The organism is Pseudomonas sp. SF2 (assembly GCF_036858055.1).
GTDB lineage: Bacteria > Pseudomonadota > Gammaproteobacteria > Pseudomonadales > Pseudomonadaceae > Aquipseudomonas.
Genome location: NZ_JAMBDI010000014.1, coordinates 162307 through 185349, shown reverse-complemented (window position 1 = coordinate 185349; position 23043 = coordinate 162307). Strand labels below are relative to the sequence as shown.

Sequence of the window (23043 nt, the reverse complement as noted above, 5' to 3'; positions counted from 1 at the left end):
CCGTTAGCGGTGGCTGGACATGAATTGCTTGCAACGCGCCGAGGTCGGGTTTTCGAAGACCTGCTGCGGCGATCCCTGCTCTTCGACCAGGCCTTGGTGCAGGAAGACGACTTCACTGGACACATGGCGGGCAAAGCTCATCTCGTGCGTCACCAGCAGCATGGTACGGCCTTCTTCGGCCAATGCGCGGATAACGTTTAGCACTTCCTGGACCATTTCCGGGTCGAGCGCCGAAGTTGGCTCGTCGAACAGGATGACCTTGGGCTTCATGGCCAGGGTACGGGCAATGGCGGCGCGCTGTTGCTGGCCACCGGAAAGCTGGGCGGGGTAGCTGTGGCGCTTGTCGTAGATGCCGACCTTGTTCAGCAGGGCTTCGGCGGCTTCGATGGCTTCGGCCTTGCTCTGGCCGAGCACGCGGCGTGGCGCCTCGATGATGTTGTCGAGGATCGACATGTGCGGCCACAGGTTGAAGTTCTGGAAGACGAAGCCGATCTCGCTGCGCAGGCGGTTGATCTGGCGGTTGTCGGCGGCGACCAGGTCGCCGTTCTTGGCGGCCTTGAGCTTGAGGGCTTCACCGGCGACCAGGATTTCGCCCTGGTGCGGGTTCTCGAGCAGGTTGATGCAGCGCAGCAGGGTGGACTTGCCGGAGCCGGACGACCCCAGGATGGAGATCACGTCACCGTCGCGCGCGGTCAGCGAAATGCCCTTGAGAATTTCCTGCTCGCCGTAGCGTTTGTGCAGATTGCGGATTTCCAGCGCGGGCGTGGCCTGAGCCATGTGCGGTCCTCATGTGTACGGGTGCGTTCCCAGCTGTTGGCGGCCTTCCTGGCGTGCGCCAAGCTAGCATAGCGGCATTATGACGGCCAACAGGGTCGCTGGGCACTCGGGGCGCTGGTGGGGCAGTTTGTCGCATCGTTGCAGCGCAACGTCGCGCGGATGTCCGCGAAGGTGTCGCCCAGCACCAGAGCCTTGATGAAAAAAGGCGCGATGGTGCCAGCTTTGGCCCGCTCATGGAAGCGGTTTTAGACCTTTCGCGGGCACGCCCGCTCCCACAGGTTCTTTAAATAGCCCAAATGGTTGCACCTGACCTGTGGGAGCGGGCGTGCCCGCGAACGGGGGCGGTCAGGTCTTGAGGTTGTACCTGTAGGTTGCACTTTTTGGCATTGCAGTGGTGCACAGGTGTTACCTGGGAGCACCTTTGGTGCATTTGTAAGTGGGTATTTCAGTAATCCGATGATTTGGCGGCCTTTCGGTCAGTCACTGGCCGAAAGCCCTCCAAACCGCGTACTAAAAGGCCCGCCGACTTTTCTGACGAATGCATTCGGCACATGGCGCGCTTATTGCCAGTAGGAAACCGCCGATTGCAGCGACGCCCAGGTCAACCCCAGGCGCGCTCCGTACCCGCAGTCGGCGTGGTCCACTCCTTACAAAGGTAGTTTTAATGAGCGGTAACAATTCCAATGACCTCGCTCAGGGGCTCAAACAACGGCATGTGACCATGCTGTCCATCGCTGGCGTCATCGGTGCCGGTCTGTTCGTTGGCTCCGGCCACGCCATCGCTGCTGCCGGCCCTGCCGTGCTGCTAGCCTATGCTGCCGCCGGTACGCTGGTCGTGCTGGTCATGCGCATGTTGGGTGAAATGGCGGTCGCCTCGCCTGACACCGGGTCGTTCTCTACATATGCCGACCGCGCCATCGGGCGCTGGGCCGGTTTCACCATTGGCTGGCTGTACTGGTGGTTCTGGGTGCTGGTCATTCCGCTTGAGGCCAACGCCGCCGCGGCCATTCTGCATGCCTGGTTCCCTGCGGTTGACCTGTGGGCGTTCTCCCTGGTCATCACCCTGGCGCTGACCCTGACCAACCTGTGCAGCGTGAAGAACTACGGCGAGTTCGAGTTCTGGTTCGCCCTGCTCAAGGTGCTGGCAATCATCGGCTTCATCGCTGTGGGTTGTGCTGCCTTGTTCGGCTTTGTGCCGAGCAGCCAGGTAAGCGGTGCCAGCCACCTGTTCGACACCCAGGGCTTCATGCCTAACGGCCTGGGCGCGGTGCTGGCAGCCATGCTGACCACCATGTTCTCGTTCATGGGTACCGAAATCGTTACCATCGCCGCAGCCGAGTCGAAGGACCCGGGCAAGCAGATCAGCCGCGCCACCAACTCGGTGATCTGGCGTATCTGCCTGTTCTACCTGGTGTCGATCTTCCTGGTCGTGGCCCTGGTACCGTGGAACGACCCGGCCCTGGCCGAGACCGGTTCCTACCAGACCGTGCTGAGCCGCATCGGCGTGCCGAATGCCAAGCTGATCGTCGACATCGTCGTGCTGATCGCCGTGACCAGCTGCCTGAACTCGGCGCTGTACACCTCGTCGCGCATGCTGTTCTCGCTGAGCAAGCGTGGTGACGCCCCGGCCATTGCCCAGCGCACCACCAAGTCGGCTACCCCGCATGTGGCGGTTCTGCTGTCCACTGCTGCGGCGTTCCTCTGTGTGTTCGCCAACTTCGTGGCCCCGGCCCAGGTATTCGAGTTCCTGCTGGCCAGTTCCGGTGCCATTGCGCTGCTGGTGTACCTGGTGATTGCCGTATCGCAGCTGCGCATGCGTGCCCAGCGTGAGGCCCGCGGCGAGAAGATCACCTTCAAGATGTGGCTGTTCCCGGGCCTGACCTGGGCGACCATTGCCTTCATCATTGCCATTCTGGCGGTGATGGCGCTGCGTGAGGACCACCGCGCCGAAATCATCGCGACCGCACTGCTGAGCATTGGTGTGGTGGCGGCTGGCTTGCTGGTGCACCGCAAGCGTGAAGCTGCCGGGCGGGTGGCGCTGGATAACTGATCCGCGCTGGCTGAAATGAAAAGGCCGCGTCCTGTGAAGGGCGCGGCCTTTTTATTGCCTGTACCGGCCTCTTCGCGGGTAAACCTGCTCCTACAGGTACACCACATATCTCAATTGCGGTGATATCCCTGTGGGAGCGGGTTTACCCGCGAATGGGCGGGGCAGGTCACATGGCCCTGTCAGCCAAACTGCTTCTGCTGCTGTTGCTGCTTGGCAACCAGCTCCGAAGCGGCCACGTAGGCTGCCTGGAACTCATCGCTTTCCAGCCAGGCCATGGTGGCTTCTTCGTCGGCCCCATCCAGCCATTTGCGGTAGGCGTTGAACACCAGCACGATGTAGTCGGTGGCGTGTTCTTCCTTGTGCCCTTTGAGCACCAGGGCCAGCAGCGGGTCCACCAGGAACACCGAGATCATCGGCACCAGGCCGCCTTCCTGGGCTTCCTTCATTTTCTTGAACAGCGGGTCGTAGCTGCCCGACTCCATGGCCTTGTTGTACACCTGCTCGATGCTGGCGCTGTCGCCGGCACTGGCCTTGACTGCCTGGCCGCTGCGTACCATGCGGTTCTGCTTGGCCTTGCTGGCTGCGCGCTTGGCGCGTTTCTGTTGCTTGGTAGGGGTGGCCATGGGGCAATCCTTGGGTGTGTCTGAAAGTGCGCGTATTGAAGCGCAATTGCCCGAGAAACCCAAGCCGTGTGCCTAGGCAACGCAGGCTGGGGCGTTCTGCCATGGACATGCCTCCTGATTATGCCTGCCAGCCGGCCTGCGTAACGTCTCTCCCGCTGTCACCCATGTTCGGGTGGCGGCTCGACATTGCGCCAAATCGGCGTTTGCAGATGCGCACAGTTGCGCTGAAGGAGAGAGCGATGAAGCACTACTACCTTGTGACCCTGTACGGCTATGACGGGGAGGGTGAGCTTTTCTATTCGACGGGGTTCGCCAAATGCAACCGGCAGTCAATCACCAAGGCTGACCTTGAGGCGATTGTTCAAAAAGGCAAAGAGGACAGTGAGTTCGAACTCAAACTGCACGGAGTTTCCTATCTGGGCGAAATGACCGAGGATGCCTTCGAGCATCTCCGTTCCATGCAGGACGAATAAGATTCGCCCGCAGCCCGTCTTCGGGCTGCGGTGTCTGTCGAAGGCGGGTCGAGTTTTCAGGCTGCTGGCTGGGGTGTCTCGTCTTCTTCGAACCCGCGTGAAGCCCGGCCTACCAGCAGAGGGTCGGGTGCATGTGCCACCTGAGGGTCCTTGCCCGGGTAGTCCAGCGCGTGCAGGAAATGCCGGATGCAATTGATCCGCGCACGCTTCTTGTCATCGGACTTGATCACTGTCCATGGCGCATCGGCCGTGTCGGTATGGAAGAACATCGCTTCCTTGGCAGCGGTGTAGTCGTCCCACTTGTCCAGCGACTTGATGTCGATTGGCGACAGCTTCCAGTGCTTGAGCGGGTCGTCCCGGCGCGAGATGAAGCGGCGCAGCTGCTCTTCGCGGTTCACCGAGAACCAGTACTTGAACAGCAGGATGCCGCTGTTGCACAGCATCCGCTCCAGGTCCGGGGCCTGGCGCATGAATTCCAGATACTGCAGCGGCGTGCAGAAATCCATCACCTTCTCGACCCCGGCGCGGTTGTACCAGGAGCGGTCGAAGAACACCATTTCACCCGCCGTGGGCAGGTGCTGGATGTAGCGCTGGAAGTACCACTGGCCTTTTTCCTGCTCGGAAGGTTTTTCCAGGGCAACGATGCGCGCACCACGAGGGTTGAGGTGTTCCATGAAGCGCTTGATGGTGCCGCCCTTGCCTGCGGCATCGCGCCCTTCGAACAGGATCACCACGCGCTGGCCGGTTTCCTTCACCCAGCTCTGTACCTTCAGCAACTCGATCTGCAGCGCGTGCTTGGCCTTTTCGTAGTCCTGGCGACGCATACGGGTGCGGTAGGGGTAGCTGGCCGGCAGGCGGGCCGAGGTGCTGTCTTCGTTGCTGCCCTTGGGGGCGGTGGCGACTTCCAGTGCCGCAGGTTGCTGGCTGATGCTGGTGATGGCCGGCTCCGGCTTGCGCTGGCGGGGGCGGCGCGTGCGGGCTGTGGTAATGGCGGGCTCGCTGGGGGCGGGGAGCAGGAGGGGGGATTCTTCGCTCATGGAGGTCCTTGCGAGGTCAGGTCGAATGTCCACCTGACATCTTAAGGATGAGCAATTGATAGCGTTTTGATGTTGGTCAACTTAGGTTGCCTGAATGAGCCATTCCTGCAGTGCAGGTGAGTTTTCTGGCGATCGCTTTCTTATTGCCTTTGGCAAACGCTATCGCGCTGTTCCATAGCTGTTGCTCTTCTGCCGTAAAAACCATTTGCCTCTCCTTTCAAGCGGGCCGCTTGGGGGAGGAGTCTCGGCTTGAGTAGTAACGGAATCCAGTGCCTTGTCATGACGGTATGTTGCAGTAGGGGGGGGCGCTGGCCGGAGAGGTGGAACGGGTAGAAAACCACAGACAACAAAAAACCCGCACTAGGCGGGTTTCTTGTTGTCGCTTCGGGTAACTTTGCAACCACCAGAAGCTTGAAGGTGGTGCCCAGAGACGGAGTCGAACCGCCGACACGAGGATTTTCAATCCTCTGCTCTACCGACTGAGCTATCTGGGCGACGAGGTGAATTAAATAGACTTTCAGACCGCTCGTCAACGACTTTTTGAAAAAATTTTAAATTAATTCCGTCGCTTACGTTCCGTGGGGTCATTCCGAGGGTGGAACGTAGCCTTCCGCCTGGGCGTATTCTTCGCCAGCGAAAAACTTGTCCATCTCGCCCTGGAGGAATTTGCGGTCCTCGGCGTTCATCATGTTCAGGCGCTTTTCGTTGATCAGCATGGTCTGGTGCTTCTGCCAGTCGGCCCAGGCTTTCTGCGAGATGTGTTCGAAGATGTCCTGGCCCTTGGCGCCGGGGTAGGGCGGGCGCTCCAGGCCTGGCAGTTCTTCTTTGTACTTGCGGCACATCACGGTGCGGGTCATCGGGCGTCTCCTGCGATCAGTTCGTCGGCCGCGCGTTTGAGCAGCTTTTTCACCGGGGCGGCTAAGCCCAGGCGCGGCGGGGTGGCGAGGTTATACCAGAGCCAGTCGGCCTCGGCCACGTGCTGGCCGACCGGGTCGACGCGTACCAGCCAGGGTTCGATCGCCAGCTGGAAGTGGCTGAAGGTATGGGTCAGGCCTTCCATGACGCGGCTGTCAGCCAGGCGCAGGCCGTGCTGGTAGGCCAGGTCGTCGAGCTGGGCGATGTCGTCCAGCTCCGGCAGGCTCCACAAACCACCCCACAGGCCGCTGGACGGGCGGCGGTAAAGCAGGATGGCGCCTTCGTGGTTGGCCAGCAGCGGCATCAGGGTGCGCCGTTGCGGCAGTGCCTTGCGCGGCTTGGGCTCGGGGTAGCGGGTTTCTTCACCGTGCAGGTGCGCTTCGCAGCCGCGCTGCAGCGGGCAGATCAGGCAACTGGGCTTGCTGCGGGTGCACAGCGTGGCGCCCATGTCCATCATCGCCTGGGTGTAGTGGTTGGCCCGCAGTTGCGGAGTAAAGCGTTCGGCCGTGGCCCAGAGCTGGTTGGCCACCTTGGGCTCGCCGGGGTAGCCGGCCTGGGCGGTGTAGCGGGCCAGCACGCGCTTGACGTTGCCGTCGAGGATCGGTGCGCGGATGCCCATGCTGATGCTGGCGATGGCGCCGGCGGTGGAGCGGCCGATGCCGGGCAGCTCGGTGAGCTGCTCGACACTGCGCGGGAATTCACCACCATGCTGTTCGACCACGATCTTCGCGGCCTTTTGCAGGTTGCGCGCCCGGGTGTAGTAGCCCAGGCCCGTCCACAGGTGCAGCACTTCGTCCTCCGGCGCCTCGGCCAGGGCCTGCACGGTCGGCAGGGCCTGCATGAAACGGTCGAAGTAGTTGAGCACGGTGCTGACCTGGGTCTGCTGCAACATGATTTCCGACACCCACACCCGGTACGGGGTGATGCCCTGTTGCCAGGGCAGGTCGTGCCGGCCGTGTTCGTCATACCAATCCAGCACGGCGCTGGAGAACTGCTCGGGGCTCATCGCTTGAACAGCCCCTTGAGCACGTCTTTCACTTCCGGGCTCACTTTGTCTCCGAGTTTTTCATCGATCTTGTCTTGCAGGCGATTGCCGGCCAGCTTGGCGGCTACTTTGCCCAGGCCGTTCTGGTCCAGGCGGCAAGCCTTGGCGCCCAGCTCCAGCGGGCCACGGCAGCGCAGCGGTATTTCGACACCCACATAGCGTTCGTTGACCTGGCAGGCCGGGTCCGGCATGGCGCGCTGGTCGCCTTCGACGACCACGCCAACGTTGTAGTCCATGCCCAGCACGCGCAGGTCGAGGTCACCATGGCCGTTGACGGTCAGGCCCGGAATGCGCGCCTTGAGGTCCGGGTTGTTGGCGACGCCATTGCGCACCACCAGGCTGCCACGCAGTTCCTGGAACGGTGTGTCCTTGCCGCGTGGCTCGCCGCTGAGCGATTTGCGGTTCAGCGTGGCGATGGCCTGGCACAGTTGCTGTTCCAGGTTGGCATTGACCAGCACGCCGTCGTTGATGACGAAGTTGGCGTTGCCGTTGAGGGTGTCGACCAGGGCCTTCTGGCTGTTGCCGGTGGCCGTCAGGTCGCTGGTCAGGGTCAGCAGGCCTTTGACCGGTGGTGTCTGTTCCTTGCCCTCGGTCTTTATGAAGTGTTCCACCGGCACCCGCTGGATGCTGGTGTTGACACCCAGTTGCGGCACGGCAGGGCGCACATCGACAGTGCCCTTGGCCTCGAAGGTGCCGTTGTACAGCTCACCGCGCAGGGTTTGCAGGGTCAGCAGGCCGCCCTGGCCGATGGCCTTGAGCTGGGCGTCTTCGATCGGCAGTTTGTCCAGGGTCAGCGAGCCGAAGGCCAGGTCGGCCTGCAGGTCGAGGGCGCGCAGGCGGTCGACCGGCAGCAGCTTGTCGTCGCTCCAGGCCACCTGGGTCGGGGCGTTGGGCAGCGGCGTGGTGCCGGCACCGGCGACTGCGCTGGCCTCTTGTTGCTTGACTTCGGCCTGGCGTGCGGCAGTGGCGCCCTTGGCCTCTTCGCTCTTGGCTGGCAGGTAGCGGTCGGCGTCGAAGGTGTCGCCTTTGAGCTGCAGGCGCAGGGCCTGTCTGGCGAAGTCTTCGACGGCCACGCGGCCACTGAAGGTGCTGTCGTCCAGCTTCACCGCCAGGTCTTCCAGGGCCAGGCTGTTCGGCGTGCCCTGCAGGCGGGTGACTAGCTCCAGCTTGGCGAAGGCTGCCGGGTCGTTGGTGGCCGGCAGCGGGCGGCCGATGCTGTCGAGGAAGGTGCGCAGGTCGAACTGGGCGATGGACAGGCCACCGCTCAGCTGTGGCGCCTTGTCCAGGTCACGCAGGTTCAGTTCGCCCAGGGCGCGCAGCTGGTTGGCCGAGACTTTCAGGCCGCTCCACGAGGCGACATTGGCGGCCAGGTCGACCAGCAACTGGCCCTGGGCGGCGAAGGTCACGGCCTTGCCGCCGGTGGGTTCACCCGAGGTTTCGCCCGACAGGCGCATGTCTTCGAAGTTGTAGCGCTTGAGCTTGCGGTCGAAGCGCAGCTCGCCGGCCAGTTCGGTGCGGGCCTTGATGTTCGGCTGGCTGGCACTGAGGAAGGCGCTGGCCTTGAGCGGAATGTTCGCCCCTTCGTGGACCGGGCCGGTGCTCAGCTGGATGCTTTCGGCGCTGTAGCTCTGGCCGGTCTTGGCATCGGTGTACTGCACGCGGGCGTTGTTCACGGTCAGGCTGTCGATGTCCAGCTTGACCGCGCGTTCGTTGCTGGCGGCCGGCGCCGACGCCTGTTCGGTCGGTGCCTGGGCTGGAGCACTGGCCTGCGCATCGGCGCTGGCGCCGTTCTGCGCGGGCAGCGGCTTGCCAATGTCTTCCCAGTTGCCATGGCCGTGTTCGTCACGGGCCAGGGTCAGGTTCAGGCCCTCGACGCGCACGTCACTCATCTGCACTTCACGGCGCAGCAGTGGCAGCACCCGTACCGACAGGCCGAGCATCTGCAGGTCGGCGAATGGCTCCTTGGGTTTGTTCAAGGTGGCGATGCTCGCCTCGTGCAACTCCAGGCCCAGCCACGGGAACAGGCTCCAGCCAATGTCACCGTTGAGGGTCAGCTCGACGTGAGCCTTGTCACGTGCCAGCTGGCGAATCTCGTCTTTGTAGTCGTTGGGATCGAAGAGGTGGGTCAGGGCGAAGCCCAGCGCCACGATGATCAGCAGCAACCCGAGAAGCCCAAGTCCCAGGATTTTGCCGAACGCTTTCATGGGCGAGTCCTTGTAGTCCGTTATTGAAATTCAAGCGCCAGAGTATAGCGCCGCAGCCGTTGCCCCTGCGTATTCGTCTAGAGATACAGGGTGTTTCCTACGCGTACAGCAGATGGTACGGCTTTCGACAGTATTTTTGCTGTACGCGATCAACTGTGGACTTCAGAAAGAGGACCGTTTCAGCCGAGCAAAAATTAACGATATCAGATTGCTTTCATGCTACTTGGTGCTGCTACCCTTGCGCCGCTTTGCCTGCACCCTCCCTATAAGAAGGACCTAATCCTATGAGCAGTACCGTCGCGGCGGGGACCCTGGCCAGTGCGCCAGGCTTCCTGTCGAAGGAGCGCATCATCGCCCGCCCGGGCTTCAACCGCTGGCTGGTCCCGCCCGCCGCCCTGGCCATTCACCTGTGCATCGGCATGGCCTATGGCTTCTCGGTGTTCTGGCTACCACTGTCGCAAGCCCTCGGCATCACCGCCCCGGTCGCCTGCGCGGCGGACATGGGCTTCATGGCCCGTATGTTCAGCGCCGAATGCGATTGGCCGATCTCCATGCTGAGCTGGATCTACACCCTGTTCTTCGTCTTCCTCGGATGCTCGGCGGCCGTGCTGGGTGGTTGGCTGGAACACGCCGGCCCGCGCAAGGCCGGCCTGGTGTCGGCGCTGTGCTGGTGCGGCGGCATGCTGATTTCGGCCCTTGGCGTGAAAACCCACCAGCTGTGGCTGATGTGGCTGGGCTCCGGCGTAATCGGCGGTATCGGCCTGGGCCTGGGCTACATCTCGCCAGTGTCGACCCTGATCAAGTGGTTCCCGGACAAGCGCGGCATGGCCACCGGTATGGCGATCATGGGCTTCGGCGGCGGGGCCATGGTCGGTGCGCCGCTGGCCACCGCGCTGATGGGCCACTTCGGCAATACGCAGGAAGTGGGTGTGTGGCAGAGCTTCGTCGCCATGGCGGCGATCTACTTCGTGTTCATGATCGCCGGTGCCCTGGCGTATCGCGTGCCGCCGACCGGCTGGAAGCCCGAAGGCTGGAGCGCCCCGGTGAAAAAGGCTGGCAACACCATGGTCACCGACCGCCACGTGCATGTCAGCGTGGCCTGGAAGACCCCGCAGTTCGCCTTGATCTGGCTGGTGCTGTGCCTGAACGTGTCGGCGGGTATCGGCATCCTCGGCATGGCTTCGCCGTTGCTGCAGGAAGTGTTCGCCGGCAAGTTGCTGGGCAACGAGCTGAGCTTCAGCGAGCTGAACAGCGCCCAGCTGGCGCAGATTGCCGCGATCGCCGCCGGCTTCACCGGCCTGCTGAGCCTGTTCAACATCGGCGGGCGGTTCTTCTGGGCGTCGTTCTCCGACTACATTGGCCGCAAGAACACCTATTTCGCCTTTTTCGCCCTGGGCGTGGGCTTGTACAGCCTGGTGCCGAACATGGGGCACCTGGGTAACGTGGCGCTGTTCGTGGCGGCGTTCTGCATCATCCTGTCGATGTACGGTGGTGGTTTCGCCACGGTACCGGCCTACCTGGCCGACCTGTTCGGCACGCAGATGGTCGGCGCCATTCATGGCCGCCTGCTGACTGCCTGGGCGGCGGCGGGGGTGCTGGGGCCGGTGCTGATCACCTACCTGCGCGAGTATCAGTTGGCGGCCGGGGTAGAGCGTGCGGCTGCTTATGACATGACCCTGTACATCCTCGCCGGCCTGCTGGTGCTGGGCTTTGTCTGCAACATGCTGGTGCGACCGGTGGCCGACAAGCATTTCATGAGCGATGCCGAACTGGCTGCCGAGCGGGCGTTGAGCCATGACAAAGGTGCCGACGGGGCGCGATCGCTGGAGTGGAAGGCGGCGCCGGGTAGCCTGCCGCTGGTGTTGCTGGCCTGGGCGGTGGTGGTCGTGCCGTTGGCCTGGGGGGTGTGGATTACCCTGCAGAAGACGGCTGTGCTGTTCCATTGATTGGGGGCGCTTTGCGCCCCTTTCGCGACACAAGGCCGCTTCCACAGGTGACCGCATGCCTCTGTGGGAGCGGCCTTGTGTCGCGATGGGCTGCAAAGCAGCCCCAGGTCACCCGGTTGTATAGACCTGTAGCGGTATCCTGCCCCCGTAATTGCTTGCTTTGCCATATGTCATCCGCGTTTCAAGCCGGCGCGTTCTAGGCCTATAATGAAGCCCTTTTCGCCTAATGATTTTGCGGAGCTGGTGATGGTCGAACGTAAGGCTTCCGTCGAGCGCAACACCCTGGAAACCCAGGTCAAGTGCTCGATCAACCTCGATGGCAGTGGCAAGGCCCGATTCGATATCGGTGTGCCTTTCCTTGAACACATGCTGGACCAGATCGCCCGCCATGGGCTGATCGATCTGGATATCGAGTGCAAGGGTGACACGCATATCGACGATCACCATACCGTCGAAGACGTCGGCATCACCCTGGGCATGGCATTCGCCCAGGCCATCGGTGACAAGAAGGGCATCTTCCGCTACGGCCACGCCTACGTGCCGCTGGACGAAGCGCTGTCGCGCGTGGTCATCGACTTCTCCGGTCGCCCGGGCCTGCAGATGCACGTGCCGTACACCCGCGCCAGCGTCGGTGGCTTCGATGTCGACCTGTTCCAGGAGTTCTTCCAGGGCTTCGTCAACCACGCCCTGGTGACCCTGCACATCGACAACCTGCGTGGTCACAACACCCATCACCAGATCGAGACCGTGTTCAAGGCTTTCGGCCGCGCCTTGCGCATGGCCATTACCCTCGACGAGCGCATGGCCGGGCAGATGCCTTCCACCAAAGGGTGCCTGTAAATGCAGACGGTAGCCGTAATCGACTATGGCATGGGCAACCTGCACTCGGTGGCCAAGGCGCTCGAGCATGTAGGTGCCGGTAAGGTGCTGGTCACCAGCGATGCTGCGGTTATCCGCGAAGCCGACCGTGTGGTGTTTCCGGGGGTGGGCGCGATTCGCGACTGCATGGCCGAAATCCGCCGCCTGGGCTTCGACAGCCTGGTGCGCGAAGTCAGCCAGGACCGCCCGTTCCTCGGCATCTGTGTGGGTATGCAGGCACTGCTTGACCACAGCGAAGAAAACGACGGTGTCGACTGCATCGGCCTGTTCCCCGGCCAGGTGCGTTTCTTCGGCAAAGACCTGCAGGAAGACGGCGAGCACCTGAAGGTGCCGCACATGGGCTGGAACGAAGTCGGCCAGACCAACGACCACCCACTGTGGCACGACATCCCCGACCGAGCGCGGTTCTACTTCGTGCACAGCTACTACATCAATGCCGGCAAGCCGGCCCAGGTGGTCGGCCGCGGCCATTACGGTGTCGATTTCGCTGCCGCGCTGGCCGATGGTTCGCGCTTTGCCGTGCAGTTCCACCCGGAGAAGAGCCATACCCATGGCCTGCAGCTGCTGCAGAACTTCGTCGCCTGGGACGGGCGCTGGTAAATGAGCAGGTCGAAGACCAAGGCCCCGGTCATCACCCTGGCCCCCGAGCAAGAGCGCGAAGCACTGCACACGCTCAAGCGCTTCCTCGAAGACCGTTTCGAGCTGGAGCTGGGGTCGTTCGAAGTGGCCGAGGTCCTCGAGCTGTTCAGCAAAGAAATTGCACCCCATTACTACAACAGGGCGATTGCCGATGTTCAGCTGCACCTCAAGGAGCGGTTCGAGAGCATCGAAAGTGATCTGTGGGCGCTCGAGAAGCCCTGAAACCCCAAGAACAGACAGGTTCCCAAGATGCTGATTATCCCCGCTATCGATCTGAAGGACGGTGCCTGCGTGCGCCTGCGCCAGGGCCGCATGGAAGACTCCACGGTATTTTCCGACGACCCGGTGAGCATGGCCGCCAAGTGGGTCGAGGGTGGCTGCCGCCGCCTGCACCTGGTCGACCTCAACGGCGCCTTCGAAGGCCAGCCGGTCAACGGTGAAGTGGTCACCGCCATTGCCAAGCGCTACCCGACCCTGCCGATCCAGATCGGCGGTGGCATCCGCTCGCTGGAAACCATCGAGCACTACGTCAAGGCTGGCGTCAGCTACGTGATCATTGGCACCAAGGCGGTCAAGCAGCCGGAGTTCGTTGCCGAAGCGTGCAAGGCCTTCCCGGGCAAGGTCATCGTTGGCCTGGACGCAAAAGACGGCTTCGTCGCCACTGATGGCTGGGCTGAAGTGAGCTCGGTGCAGGTCATCGACCTGGCCAAGCGTTTCGAGGCCGATGGCGTCTCGGCGATCGTCTACACCGACATCGCCAAGGACGGCATGATGCAGGGCTGCAACGTGCCGTTCACCAAGGCGCTGGCAGAAGCCACCTCGATCCCGGTGATCGCCTCGGGCGGCATCCATAACCTGGGCGACATCAAGGCCCTGCTGGACGCCAAGGCCCCGGGCATCATCGGCGCCATCACCGGCCGTGCCATCTATGAAGGCACCCTCGATGTCGCCGAGGCCCAGGCCTTCTGCGACAACTACCAAGGCTGAGGACTGAACCATGGCACTGGCCAAGCGCATCATCCCTTGCCTGGACGTGGACAACGGCCGGGTGGTCAAGGGCGTCAAGTTCGAGAATATCCGTGATGCCGGCGACCCGGTGGAAATCGCCCGTCGCTACGACGAGCAAGGTGCCGACGAAATCACCTTCCTCGACATCACCGCTAGTGTCGATGGCCGCGACACCACCCTGCATACCGTCGAGCGCATGGCCAGCCAGGTGTTCATCCCGCTGACCGTGGGCGGCGGCGTGCGCACCGTGCAGGACATCCGCAACCTGCTCAATGCCGGTGCCGACAAGGTTTCGATCAACACGGCTGCGGTGTTCAACCCGGAGTTTGTCGGCGAGGCAGCGGACCGTTTCGGTTCGCAGTGCATCGTTGTCGCCATCGACGCCAAGAAGGTGTCAGGGCCGGGTGAGCAGCCGCGCTGGGAGATTTTCACCCATGGTGGGCGCAAGCCGACCGGGCTGGATGCCGTTGAATGGGCGAAGAAGATGGAAGGCCTGGGGGCTGGCGAGATCCTGCTGACCAGCATGGACCAGGACGGCATGAAGAACGGCTTCGACCTGGGTGTTACCCGTGCGATCAGTGATGCGCTGGGTATTCCGGTGATTGCCTCGGGTGGGGTGGGTAACCTGCAGCACCTGGCTGACGGCATTCTGGAAGGGCACGCCAGTGCGGTGCTGGCGGCCAGTATCTTCCATTTTGGCGAGTACACCGTGCCGGAGGCCAAGGCCTACATGGCTTCGCGCGGGATCGTTGTTCGCTGATCCATTGATTGGGGCCGCAACGCGGCCCCAATTGCATCAACCGTGATTCTTGCCGAGCAAGGCGTGATACAGCTCGGTATCCCCAAGAATCCCCACCACCTTGTCGTTGTCCTGCAACACCAGCTTGTTACCAGTCTGGTAACGAATCTGTAGCGCGTCGCGCATGCCGATATCGGCATTTACCAACGTTGGGCGGCGGCCCAGCAGCTCCACATCCTGCCCTGGTGCCCAGTTCTGCAGGTCAAGCCCGTTCTGCCCTTGGCGTGCGCGCTTGATCGAGCCACCTTCGCCAAGGTCCAGCCACGAGTCGATGCCGGGATCGATGCACACCGAGCCATTCACCCGCTTGCAGTTGTCCAGGCTGCGCATCAGGCTGCGCCCGCACAGCACGTTCAGCGGGTTGGTATGGGCGACGAAGGTGCGCACATACTCGTCGGCCGGGTTGAGCACGATCTCTTCCGGCTTGCTGTACTGGATGATCCGCCCGTCCTTCATGATCGCGATGCGGCTACCCAGCTTCAGGGCCTCGTCCAGGTCGTGGCTGACGAACACGATGGTCTTGCTCAGCTTGGCCTGCAGGCCAAGCAACTCGTCTTGCAGGCCTTGGCGGATCAGCGGGTCCAGTGCCGAGAACGGTTCGTCCATCAGCAGGATGTCGGCATCCATCGCCAGCGCCCGGGCCAGGCCCACGCGCTGCTGCATGCCGCCAGACAGTTCGTCCGGCTTCTTGTTGCGCCACTGGGTCAGGCCCACCAGTTCGAGCTTCTCGTCAACCAGCTTGCGCCGTTCCTTCTCGGGGCGGCCCTGCATTTCCAGGCCAAAGCTGATGTTCTCGCGCACCGTCAGCCAGGGCATCAGGGCGAACTTCTGGAACACCATGGCAATGCGCTTGGTGCGCATCATCTTCAGCTCGGCCGGGGTGCAGTGGGCAATGTCGATGTGCTTGCCTTCGTGCTCGACGAACAGCTTGCCGCGGCTGACGGTGTTGAGGCCGTTGATGCAGCGCAGCAAACTCGACTTGCCCGAACCGGACAGGCCCATCAGCACGCAGATCTCGCCCTTCTGGATATCCAGGTTGGCCTTCTCGACACCCACCACCAGGCCGGTCTGCTTGAGGATCTGCTCGCGGGTCTGGCCCTGGTCGAGCAGGGCCAGCGCTTCGCGCGGCTTGTTGGAGAAGATGACGTCGACGTCTTCGAAACGAATGATGCTCATGCTTCACCCCTTACCGGCAGGTCCGGTTGCTTGCAGATACGGTCGAGCATGATCGCCAGCAGCACGATCGCCAGGCCCGCTTCGAAGCCCAGGGAAATATCGGCGGTGTTCAGTGCGTTGACCACAGGTTTGCCCAAGCCGTCAGCACCGACCAGGGCGGCAATCACCACCATCGACAGCGACAGCATGATGCACTGGGTAACGCCGGCGGCGATGCTTGGCATCGCGTGCGGCAGTTCAATCCGGGTGAGCAGCTGGCGTCGCGAGCAGCCAAAGGCCTTGCCGGCGTCCATCAGCTCTTGCGGGACGTCGCAGATGCCCAGGTAGGTGAGGCGGATCGGCGCGGCGATGGCGAACACCACCGTCGAGATCAGCCCCGGCACCACACCCAGGCCGAACAGGGTCAGGGTGGGGATCAGGTAGACGAAGGTAGGTACCGTCTGCATCAGGTCGAGTACCGGGCGCATGGCGGTATAGAACATCGGTTTGTGCGCGGCGACGATGCCCAGCGGCACGCCGATGGCCACGCACACCACCGTGGCGAAGGTGACCTGCGCCAGGGTTTCCATGGTTTCCTGCCAGTAACCCAGGTTGAGGATCAGCAGAAACGACAGGGCAACGAATGCGGTCAGCGCCCACTTGCGCTGGATGAAGTGCGCCAAGGCGGCGAACAGAGCGATGAGCACGAACGGATTGAAGAAAGTCAGGGCACTGGTGACGCCATGGATCATGAACTCCAGGCCTTGCGCGATGGCGTCGAAGTAACTCGCGCCGTTCTGGGTCAGCCACTCGACGAACGACGCGATGTACTGGCCCAGAGGTATTTTCTGATCGATAAGCATGATAGCGAGCTTCCACCTGCATAGATTGAAATCACCCGGGGCAGGCACGGGCCTGCCCCGAGGTAGCGCTATTGCGTATTTCGTTATTGCGTCAGCTTGGCCTTGGCCGCCTCAAGGCCGGGTTTGCCATCCACGGTGGTAACGCCGGCCAGCCAGGCCTCCAGTTTGCCTGGGTTGTCCTTGAGCCACTTCTTGGCAGCCGCCTCGGGTTTCATCTTGTCGTCCAGGACATAGCCCATCATGGTGCTTTCATCCTTGAGCTCGAACGACAGATTCTTCAACAGCTGGCCAACGTTGCTGCATTCCTGCACATAACCCTTGCGGGTGTTGGTCAATACGGTCGCCTTGCCGAAGTCGGGGCCGAAGAACTCGTCCCCGCCAGTCAGGTACTGCATCTTGAAGCGGGTGTTCATCGGGTGCGGTTCCCAGCCGAGGAACACCAGCGCCTCGCCGCGTTTCTGCGCGCGGTCGACCTGCGACAGCATGCCGGCCTCGCTGGACTGGACGATCTTGAAGCCGGCGTCCTTCAGGCCGAAGGCGTTCTTGTCGATCATGCTCTGGATGGTGCGGTTGCCATCGTTGCCGGGTTCGATGCCGTAGATCTTGCTGTCGAGTTCTTTCTTGAACTTGGGAATGTCGCTGAAATCCTTCAGGCCCTTGTCATACAGCGCCTGGGGCACCGCCAGGGTGTATTTGGCGTTTTCCAGGTTGGCGCGCACGGTTTCTACAGTGCCGGCGTCGCGGTATTGCTTGATGTCGTTCTCCATGGTCGGCATCCAGTTGCCGAGAAACACGTCCAGGTCCTTGCCGGTGGCCAGCGACTTGTAGGTCACCGGTACCGAGATCATGGTGGTGTGGGTCTTGTAACCCAGTGCTTCGAGCACAACGCTGGTGGTCGCGGTGGTGACCGTGATGTCGGTCCAGCCGACATCCGAGAACCGTACCGTCTGGCATTGCTCGGGTTCGGCGGCCTGTGCCAGCAAAGGCGCGGACAGCAACGCAACCAGCAAAAGCGATGGTGAACCTTTCATGGATGGACTCCTGTGATTTTGTCTTCGGGTTCGCTTGGGTCGCCGGGCTTTCTCAGGGTCCGGTCGACCAGGCCTGCAGAGGGCAGGATGCGTGGCCGTGCTTTACGAGTCGCTTTCGATAATCCTCCAGCGCTGGGCAATCGCCTACTGGTGGGGTCGTAACCAGTACGGAACGGGTCGTATCCAGTATGGGCGATGTCGCTTATGGATTTTTCCACCCCTTCAGCCGCATTTTTACGTCACCAGGCCGCCGGAAAGCGGCGAGGCGAGGGCAGCTCCACACGTAAAAACAGCGCGGCGCTGCTGGACAAAAGTACGTCGGTTGCAGACGGCGAGGGGGGCGGTAAAAGCCCGATGATGCGTGCATTCAAGGCGGCCCGCTGTTTCAGCCTAGCAGCTGCCCCGCCCTGCGCATGGCGCGCAGAGACAAGCCCAGCAAGAGGTGATTCGATAATGGCCATCAGCGTGTTCGACCTGTTCAAGATCGGTGTCGGGCCCTCCAGCTCCCACACCGTCGGCCCCATGCGTGCTGGCGCCCTGTTCGTCCAGGGCCTGCGCGAACGCGGCGAGCTGGAACGTGTGCAGCGGATCGAAGTGCGCCTGTATGGCTCGCTGTCGGCCACCGGTATCGGTCACGGCACCGACAACGCCACCATCATGGGCCTGATGGGCGAATGGCCTGACGCCATTGACCCGACCCAGATCGTGCCGCGTATCGCCGACCTGCGTGAAACCAACACCCTGCAGCTGGACAACCGCCTGCCCATCGAATTTGTCTGGGCCCGCGACATGCTGCTGCTGGACGAGAACCTGCCGTACCACCCCAACGCCATGACCCTGATTGCCGAAGGCGAGCAGGGCGAGCTGCACCGCGACACTTACTACTCGGTGGGTGGCGGTTTCGTGGTCGATGCCGCCCAGGCCGCCAGCGGCGTGCTGGATGCCGACCAGACGGTGCTGCCGTACGACTTCAACAGCGCTGCCGAACTGCTGCGCCTGTGCAAGCAAAACGACCTCAGCGTGTCGCAATTGATGATGGCCAACGAGAAGGTATGGCGCAGCGAGGAAGAGATCCGTGCCGGCCTGTACAAACTCTGGGAGGCCATGCAGGAGTGCGTCAACAATGGCTTGAAGTACGAAGGCACGTTGCCCGGCGGCCTGAACGTGCGCCGCCGTGCTGCCAAGCTGCACCGCAGCCTGCAGGAAATCGGCAAGCCCAACGTGATCGGCTCGACCATGAGCGCCATGGAATGGGTCAACCTGTTCGCCCTGGCGGTCAACGAAGAGAACGCCGCCGGCGGGCGCATGGTCACTGCGCCGACCAACGGCGCTGCCGGCATCATTCCGGCGGTGCTGCATTACTACATGCGCTTCAGTGATGCGGTGAACGAGTCCAGCGTGGTCGACTTCTTCCTCGCCGCTGCGGCAGTGGGCATCCTGTGCAAGAAGAACGCGTCGATTTCCGGTGCCGAGGTTGGCTGCCAGGGGGAAGTCGGCTCGGCCTGTGCCATGGCCGCTGCCGGGCTTGCCGAAGTGCTGGGGGCTACGCCGCCGCAGGTGGAGAACGCCGCTGAAATTGCCCTGGAACACAACCTGGGCCTGACCTGCGACCCGGTCGGCGGGTTGGTGCAGGTGCCGTGCATCGAGCGCAACGCGATTGCCGCGGTAAAGGCCATCAACGCAGTGCAGATGGCCCTGCGTGGTGACGGCGAGCATTTCATTTCCCTCGACCAGGTAATCCGCACCATGCGCGATACCGGGGCCGACATGCACGACAAGTACAAAGAGACCTCGCGCGGTGGCCTGGCGGTCAGCGCTATCGAATGCTGATAGTTTGATCTGGCCTCAAGGCCCCCTTCGCGGGCACGCCCGCTCCCACAGGAACTGTGCAATCCCTGTGGGAGCGGGCGTGCCCGCGAAGGGGGCCTTGAGATTGAAACAGGTGCAGCACAGCTACAAATGTCTCTTTATGGTGCAAACGACGCATACCGATCGTCGGGTGTCGTTATCAGTGTGGGCGTTGTCGGTGACACTCAAGAGTGTCGTTTCTGGGCATCCTACACTGCGCGTGTCACCAAATTGCTCAGCCGTTACACGCACAACGCCTAGCACGCCTGTTTTGCGAAGATTGGCCAACTCGGTCAAAGCACCTGATTTGCCTAACAAAGGCGTCGTTTTCAGTTTTTTTTGGATAGCCGTTCAATTTCAGGCACGGCGTTTGCGTTGAGATTGGCACCAAAGCCCCTGCACATGAAACCGGGGCCATACATAACAAGAAATCAGTGCCCGCCTGAGGCACACCCTGCATTTGTGTGAGGAGAAATCGCGATGACGTCGTACACCTCCGGGAACCCAACCCAGAACCGCACAGCCCCCCAGTCCATCGGGTTTCTCCTATTGGACAATTTCACCCTGATTTCCCTGGCGTCGGCCGTCGAGCCGCTGCGCATGGCCAACCAGCTGTCCGGCCGTGAGCTGTACCGCTGGCACACCCTCACCGCCGATGGTGGGCAGGTGTGGGCCAGCGATGGCTTGCAGATAACCCCTGACGCCGCCATGCACAGTGCGCCACCCATCGATACCGTGATTGTCTGTGGCGGCGTGGGCATCCAGCGCAGCGTTACCCGCGAGCATGTCACCTGGTTGCAAACCCAGGCCCGTCAGTCGCGCCGTCTGGGCGCGGTATGCACCGGCAGCTGGGCCTTGGCCTGTGCCGGGCTGCTGGATGGTTTCGATTGCAGCGTGCACTGGGAATGCCTGGCGGCCATGCAGGAGGCCTACCCGCGGGTCAACATGAGTACCCGCCTGTTCACCCTCGACCGTAACCGCTTCACCAGCTCTGGCGGCACTGCGCCGCTGGACATGATGCTGCACCTGATCAGCCGCGACCACGGTCGTGAACTGTCGGCGGCGATCTCCGAAATGTTCGTCTACGAGCGCATCCGCAACGAGCAGGATCACCAGCGCGTGCCACTCAAGCACATGCTTGGCACCAACCAGCCGAAGCTGCAGGAAATCGTTGCGCTGATGGAGGCCAACCTCGAAGAGCCGATCGACCTGGACGAACTGGCGGTATACGTGTCGGTATCGCGCCGGCAGCTCGAGCGCCTGTTCCAGAAGTACCTGCACTGTTCGCCGTCGCGTTACTACCTGAAGCTGCGCCTGATCCGCGCCCGGCAGCTGCTGAAGCAGACGCCGATGTCGATCATCGAAGTGGCGTCGGTGTGCGGCTTCGTGTCGACCCCGCACTTCTCCAAGTGCTACCGCGAGTACTTCGGCATTCCGCCGCGTGACGAGCGCGTGGGTTCCAACACTGCGCAGCAGGTGGCGATGATGCCGATCCCGCAGGCCATGACCCTGTCGCCGCACAGCGGGCCGATGGCGGCCCTGAGCCAGGCGCGCAACGAGTCGACCTTTGCCAGTGTAAGGCTCTGAAACAGCACTGGCCTCTTCGCGGGTAAACCCGCTCCCACAGGTACTGCACTGAATTCAAAAGCAGTGCAGTACCTGTGGGAGCGGGTTTACCCGCGAAGAGGCCAGTACAGGAAAACGAATCAGGCGCGCTTGTTGAACTGCGCCAACGCCGGCAACAGCTGTTTGTCGATGGCCTGGCGCACCGCCGGCAGGATCGTCGCACTGCCGGTATACATCTGCTCCACCATCCCCTTCAGCGCCCGTGCATTGGGCTCGGTCAGCCCACGCACCACCGCTTCGCAGGCCTGCTCGGCAGTAGCTCCGGCCGGAATCTCGAACCCCCGCGCGCGCAGGTGGCCTGCCAGATCGTCCTGGTCAATCAAATCCGCATGCATCATGGCTGTTGTCCCTTTTATCGCTAAGAGAGTGCTGCTGTGATTTACGACCGATTCTGTGACGCTGGCGACATGCCCGCAACAACAGAATGGCGCCATGGCTGCTTTGGCTAAGAACAGGTCGTTTCCGGCTAAATCCACCGTTCGGGAAGTGCGCACACTCAAGCCATCTACCGCAACGAAGGGTTTGGTCACCCACGTTAGTGCATGGATGTTGCTCGCTCTTGGCCCCGGATGCTCACGGCTTTCCGGGGTTATTTTTTTCAAGCCGGAATATATGACCTGTGGGAGCGGGCACGCCCGCTCCCACAGGTTATGTGCTTTTTCTCACTTTGCTGCAGGCAGGCCTATTACCCGGCCCACGAACTCGGCCGGCGGCAGATCCTGTTGTTGCTCCACCAAGCCTTGCAGCAACCCGACACTCTGCTCACTGAACGGCGCCGACTTCGGTCCCGCCAGGTCCACATGCAGCAGCATCTGCTCACTGGCCGCCAGCGCCTCGTCGAACCCCGCCCGGTGCAGGCTGTGGTAGACATGCAGGCGCTTGCGGTCGAAGCCGATGATCTGCGTCTGCACCCACACCTCGGTGCCCAGCTTCACTTCGTGCAGGTAGTTGATGTGTGCCTCCAGGGTGAACAGTGAATTACCGCTCTGCCCACGGCTGTCGGCATCCAGGCCGATGCGCTCCATCAGCGCATCGGTGGCATAGCTGAAGATCAGCAAGTAGAAGGCATCGCGCAGGTGCCCGTTGTAGTCGACCCAGTCCTCCTGGACCGGGGTGCGGTAGGTAATCAATGCGGGCATCGCGGTCTCCTCAGTCGCCGAAAGCCATACCGTGGCTGGCCTTGCTGGTCTTCACCGCTTCCAGCACTGCCAGCAGGGTGTCATCACGATAGCGCTCCAGTGCGGCGATGCTGCGTTCGCCCAGTTGCTCCGCGGTGCCTTCGACCACATCGTCGATCAGCTTGTCGGTGAGCTCCGGGGCTGGCAGGTAGGTCCACGGCAGCTTCAGCGCCGGGCCGAACTGGGCCATGAAGTGGCGCATGCCAGCATCGCCACCGGCCAGGGTGTAGGTGAGGAAGGTGCCCATGAACGACCAGCGCAGGCCGGCGCCGAAGCGGATGGCATCGTCGATCTCGCCGGTGCTGGCCACGCCGTCGTTGACCAGGTGCAGGGCCTCGCGCCACAGGGCTTCGAGCAGGCGGTCGGCGATGAACCCGGGCACTTCCTTGCGCACGTGCAGCGGGCGCATGCCCAGGGCGGTGTAGATGGTCCTGGCAGCTTCGATGGCCTCGGGGGCGGTGCGGTTGCCGCCGACGATTTCCACCAGCGGCAGCAGGTACACCGGGTTGAACGGGTGGCCGACCACGCAGCGCTCGGGGTGGGTGGCCGACTCGTAGAATTCGCTGGGCAGCAGGCCCGAAGTGCTGGAGCCGATGATCGCGTCGGGTTTGGCGGCAGCGCTGATCTTTGCGTGCAGGTCGAGTTTCAGGTCCAGGCGCTCAGGTGCGCTTTCCTGGATGAAGTCGGCGTCGCGGACGCATTCCTCGATGGTGGCGACGAACTTCAGGCGGTCTTGTGATGCGCCCGGCGCCAGGCCTTGCTTCTCCAGCGCGGGCCAGGCGTTGGCGATGCGCTTGCGCAAGGCCTGCTCGGCGCCGGGTGCCGGGTCCCAGGCGACCACGTCCAGGCCGTGGGCCAGGGCGCGGGCGACCCAGCCGCTGCCGATCACGCCACTACCCAGGGCGGCGAAGGTCTTGATCTCGGTGATGAAGGTCATGTTGGTCTCC

At 62.5% G+C, this 23043-nt stretch carries 23 protein-coding genes and 1 tRNA gene; 10 read left to right on the top strand and 14 right to left on the bottom strand.

Features of this window, described 5'->3' with window-relative positions; all coding sequences use genetic code 11:
- Positions 1 to 3: 3 nt before the first annotated feature.
- A complete protein-coding gene (locus tag M2S36_RS10325; RefSeq protein ID WP_003257472.1) occupies positions 4 to 777 on the bottom strand; it encodes an ABC transporter ATP-binding protein in 774 nt (257 codons plus the stop codon).
- Between the two features lie 664 nt (positions 778 to 1441).
- Here M2S36_RS10325 and gabP point away from each other — a divergent pair.
- Complete coding sequence (gene gabP, locus M2S36_RS10320; protein ID WP_233688070.1) at positions 1442 to 2827, top strand: GABA permease; 1386 nt, start codon at positions 1442 to 1444, stop codon at positions 2825 to 2827.
- 179 nt (positions 2828 to 3006) lie between these two features.
- On the opposite strand, the gene M2S36_RS10315 is transcribed toward gabP, so the two are convergent.
- Positions 3007 to 3450, bottom strand: coding sequence for a hypothetical protein (locus M2S36_RS10315; protein WP_013970488.1), 444 nt, complete (start codon positions 3448 to 3450; stop codon positions 3007 to 3009).
- A gap of 239 nt (positions 3451 to 3689) precedes the next feature.
- Between M2S36_RS10315 and M2S36_RS10310 the strand changes: the two genes are divergently transcribed.
- Entirely contained in the window at positions 3690 to 3923 is a 234-nt protein-coding gene (locus M2S36_RS10310) for a hypothetical protein (protein ID WP_207833169.1), read from the top strand.
- Between the two features lie 56 nt (positions 3924 to 3979).
- On the opposite strand, the gene ppk2 is transcribed toward M2S36_RS10310, so the two are convergent.
- The 6 genes from ppk2 to M2S36_RS10280 form a co-directional block, all read right to left on the bottom strand.
- The gene (ppk2, locus tag M2S36_RS10305) at positions 3980 to 4960 is read right to left on the bottom strand and encodes a polyphosphate kinase 2 (RefSeq protein ID WP_233688071.1); all 981 of its coding nucleotides are present in this window, start codon (positions 4958 to 4960) and stop codon (positions 3980 to 3982) included.
- Between the two features lie 76 nt (positions 4961 to 5036).
- Positions 5037 to 5165, bottom strand: a complete 129-nt coding sequence (locus M2S36_RS10300; protein ID WP_267933683.1) for a hypothetical protein — start codon at positions 5163 to 5165, stop codon at positions 5037 to 5039.
- A gap of 213 nt (positions 5166 to 5378) precedes the next feature.
- A tRNA-Phe gene (locus M2S36_RS10295) sits at positions 5379 to 5454 on the bottom strand.
- A gap of 90 nt (positions 5455 to 5544) precedes the next feature.
- A complete protein-coding gene (locus M2S36_RS10290) occupies positions 5545 to 5817 on the bottom strand; it encodes an oxidative damage protection protein (RefSeq protein WP_003257478.1) in 273 nt (90 codons plus the stop codon).
- Positions 5814 to 6881 carry an A/G-specific adenine glycosylase gene (gene mutY / locus M2S36_RS10285; RefSeq protein WP_207838022.1) on the bottom strand — a complete coding sequence of 356 codons (1068 nt, stop codon included), beginning with the start codon at positions 6879 to 6881 and terminating at the stop codon, positions 5814 to 5816. Before mutY ends, M2S36_RS10290 begins: the two co-directional genes overlap by 4 nt.
- Positions 6878 to 9124, bottom strand: a complete 2247-nt coding sequence (locus M2S36_RS10280; RefSeq protein ID WP_333957125.1) for an AsmA family protein — start codon at positions 9122 to 9124, stop codon at positions 6878 to 6880. The genes mutY and M2S36_RS10280 overlap by 4 nt, the downstream gene beginning before the upstream one ends.
- A gap of 284 nt (positions 9125 to 9408) precedes the next feature.
- Here M2S36_RS10280 and M2S36_RS10275 point away from each other — a divergent pair, with 284 nt between their 5' ends.
- From M2S36_RS10275 to hisF, 6 genes are all read left to right on the top strand, one after another.
- Positions 9409 to 11070, top strand: a complete 1662-nt coding sequence (locus M2S36_RS10275) for an OFA family MFS transporter (RefSeq protein WP_207838027.1) — start codon at positions 9409 to 9411, stop codon at positions 11068 to 11070.
- A 246-nt stretch (positions 11071 to 11316) separates the two neighbouring features.
- The gene (hisB, locus tag M2S36_RS10270) at positions 11317 to 11910 is read left to right on the top strand and encodes an imidazoleglycerol-phosphate dehydratase HisB (RefSeq protein WP_003255736.1); all 594 of its coding nucleotides are present in this window, start codon (positions 11317 to 11319) and stop codon (positions 11908 to 11910) included.
- On the top strand, positions 11911 to 12549 hold the full coding sequence (gene hisH, locus M2S36_RS10265; RefSeq protein WP_063914495.1) for an imidazole glycerol phosphate synthase subunit HisH: 639 nt from the start codon (positions 11911 to 11913) through the stop codon (positions 12547 to 12549).
- Positions 12550 to 12810, top strand: a complete 261-nt coding sequence (locus M2S36_RS10260) for a DUF2164 domain-containing protein (RefSeq protein ID WP_046614499.1) — start codon at positions 12550 to 12552, stop codon at positions 12808 to 12810.
- A gap of 27 nt (positions 12811 to 12837) precedes the next feature.
- Positions 12838 to 13575, top strand: coding sequence for a 1-(5-phosphoribosyl)-5-[(5-phosphoribosylamino)methylideneamino]imidazole-4-carboxamide isomerase (gene hisA, locus M2S36_RS10255; protein WP_003257484.1), 738 nt, complete (start codon positions 12838 to 12840; stop codon positions 13573 to 13575).
- 10 nt (positions 13576 to 13585) lie between these two features.
- A complete protein-coding gene (gene hisF / locus M2S36_RS10250) occupies positions 13586 to 14356 on the top strand; it encodes an imidazole glycerol phosphate synthase subunit HisF (protein ID WP_025337372.1) in 771 nt (256 codons plus the stop codon).
- Positions 14357 to 14392: 36 nt separating this feature from the next.
- Here hisF and choV read toward each other — a convergent pair whose 3' ends face one another.
- The 3 genes from choV to choX form a co-directional block, all read right to left on the bottom strand.
- On the bottom strand, positions 14393 to 15571 hold the full coding sequence (gene choV, locus M2S36_RS10245; protein WP_063914497.1) for a choline ABC transporter ATP-binding protein: 1179 nt from the start codon (positions 15569 to 15571) through the stop codon (positions 14393 to 14395).
- Entirely contained in the window at positions 15568 to 16416 is an 849-nt protein-coding gene (gene choW / locus M2S36_RS10240; RefSeq protein WP_172827548.1) for a choline ABC transporter permease subunit, read from the bottom strand. Before choW ends, choV begins: the two co-directional genes overlap by 4 nt.
- A gap of 80 nt (positions 16417 to 16496) precedes the next feature.
- A complete protein-coding gene (gene choX / locus M2S36_RS10235; RefSeq protein ID WP_063914499.1) occupies positions 16497 to 17444 on the bottom strand; it encodes a choline ABC transporter substrate-binding protein in 948 nt (315 codons plus the stop codon).
- 453 nt (positions 17445 to 17897) lie between these two features.
- Between choX and M2S36_RS10230 the strand changes: the two genes are divergently transcribed.
- Positions 17898 to 19274 (top strand): L-serine ammonia-lyase, encoded by a 1377-nt coding sequence (locus M2S36_RS10230; protein WP_207838029.1) that lies wholly within the window; start codon positions 17898 to 17900, stop codon positions 19272 to 19274.
- 498 nt (positions 19275 to 19772) lie between these two features.
- On the top strand, positions 19773 to 20879 hold the full coding sequence (locus M2S36_RS10225; RefSeq protein ID WP_025337376.1) for a GlxA family transcriptional regulator: 1107 nt from the start codon (positions 19773 to 19775) through the stop codon (positions 20877 to 20879).
- A 119-nt stretch (positions 20880 to 20998) separates the two neighbouring features.
- Here M2S36_RS10225 and M2S36_RS10220 read toward each other — a convergent pair whose 3' ends face one another.
- The 3 genes from M2S36_RS10220 to M2S36_RS10210 all read right to left on the bottom strand — a co-directional run bounded on the left by M2S36_RS10220 (position 20999) and on the right by M2S36_RS10210 (position 23033).
- Entirely contained in the window at positions 20999 to 21256 is a 258-nt protein-coding gene (locus M2S36_RS10220) for a hypothetical protein (RefSeq protein WP_046614493.1), read from the bottom strand.
- A gap of 324 nt (positions 21257 to 21580) precedes the next feature.
- Positions 21581 to 22057, bottom strand: a complete 477-nt coding sequence (locus tag M2S36_RS10215) for a thioesterase family protein (protein ID WP_207838031.1) — start codon at positions 22055 to 22057, stop codon at positions 21581 to 21583.
- A 10-nt stretch (positions 22058 to 22067) separates the two neighbouring features.
- Complete coding sequence (locus M2S36_RS10210) at positions 22068 to 23033, bottom strand: L-carnitine dehydrogenase (protein WP_063914502.1); 966 nt, start codon at positions 23031 to 23033, stop codon at positions 22068 to 22070.
- Positions 23034 to 23043 lie beyond the last annotated feature (10 nt).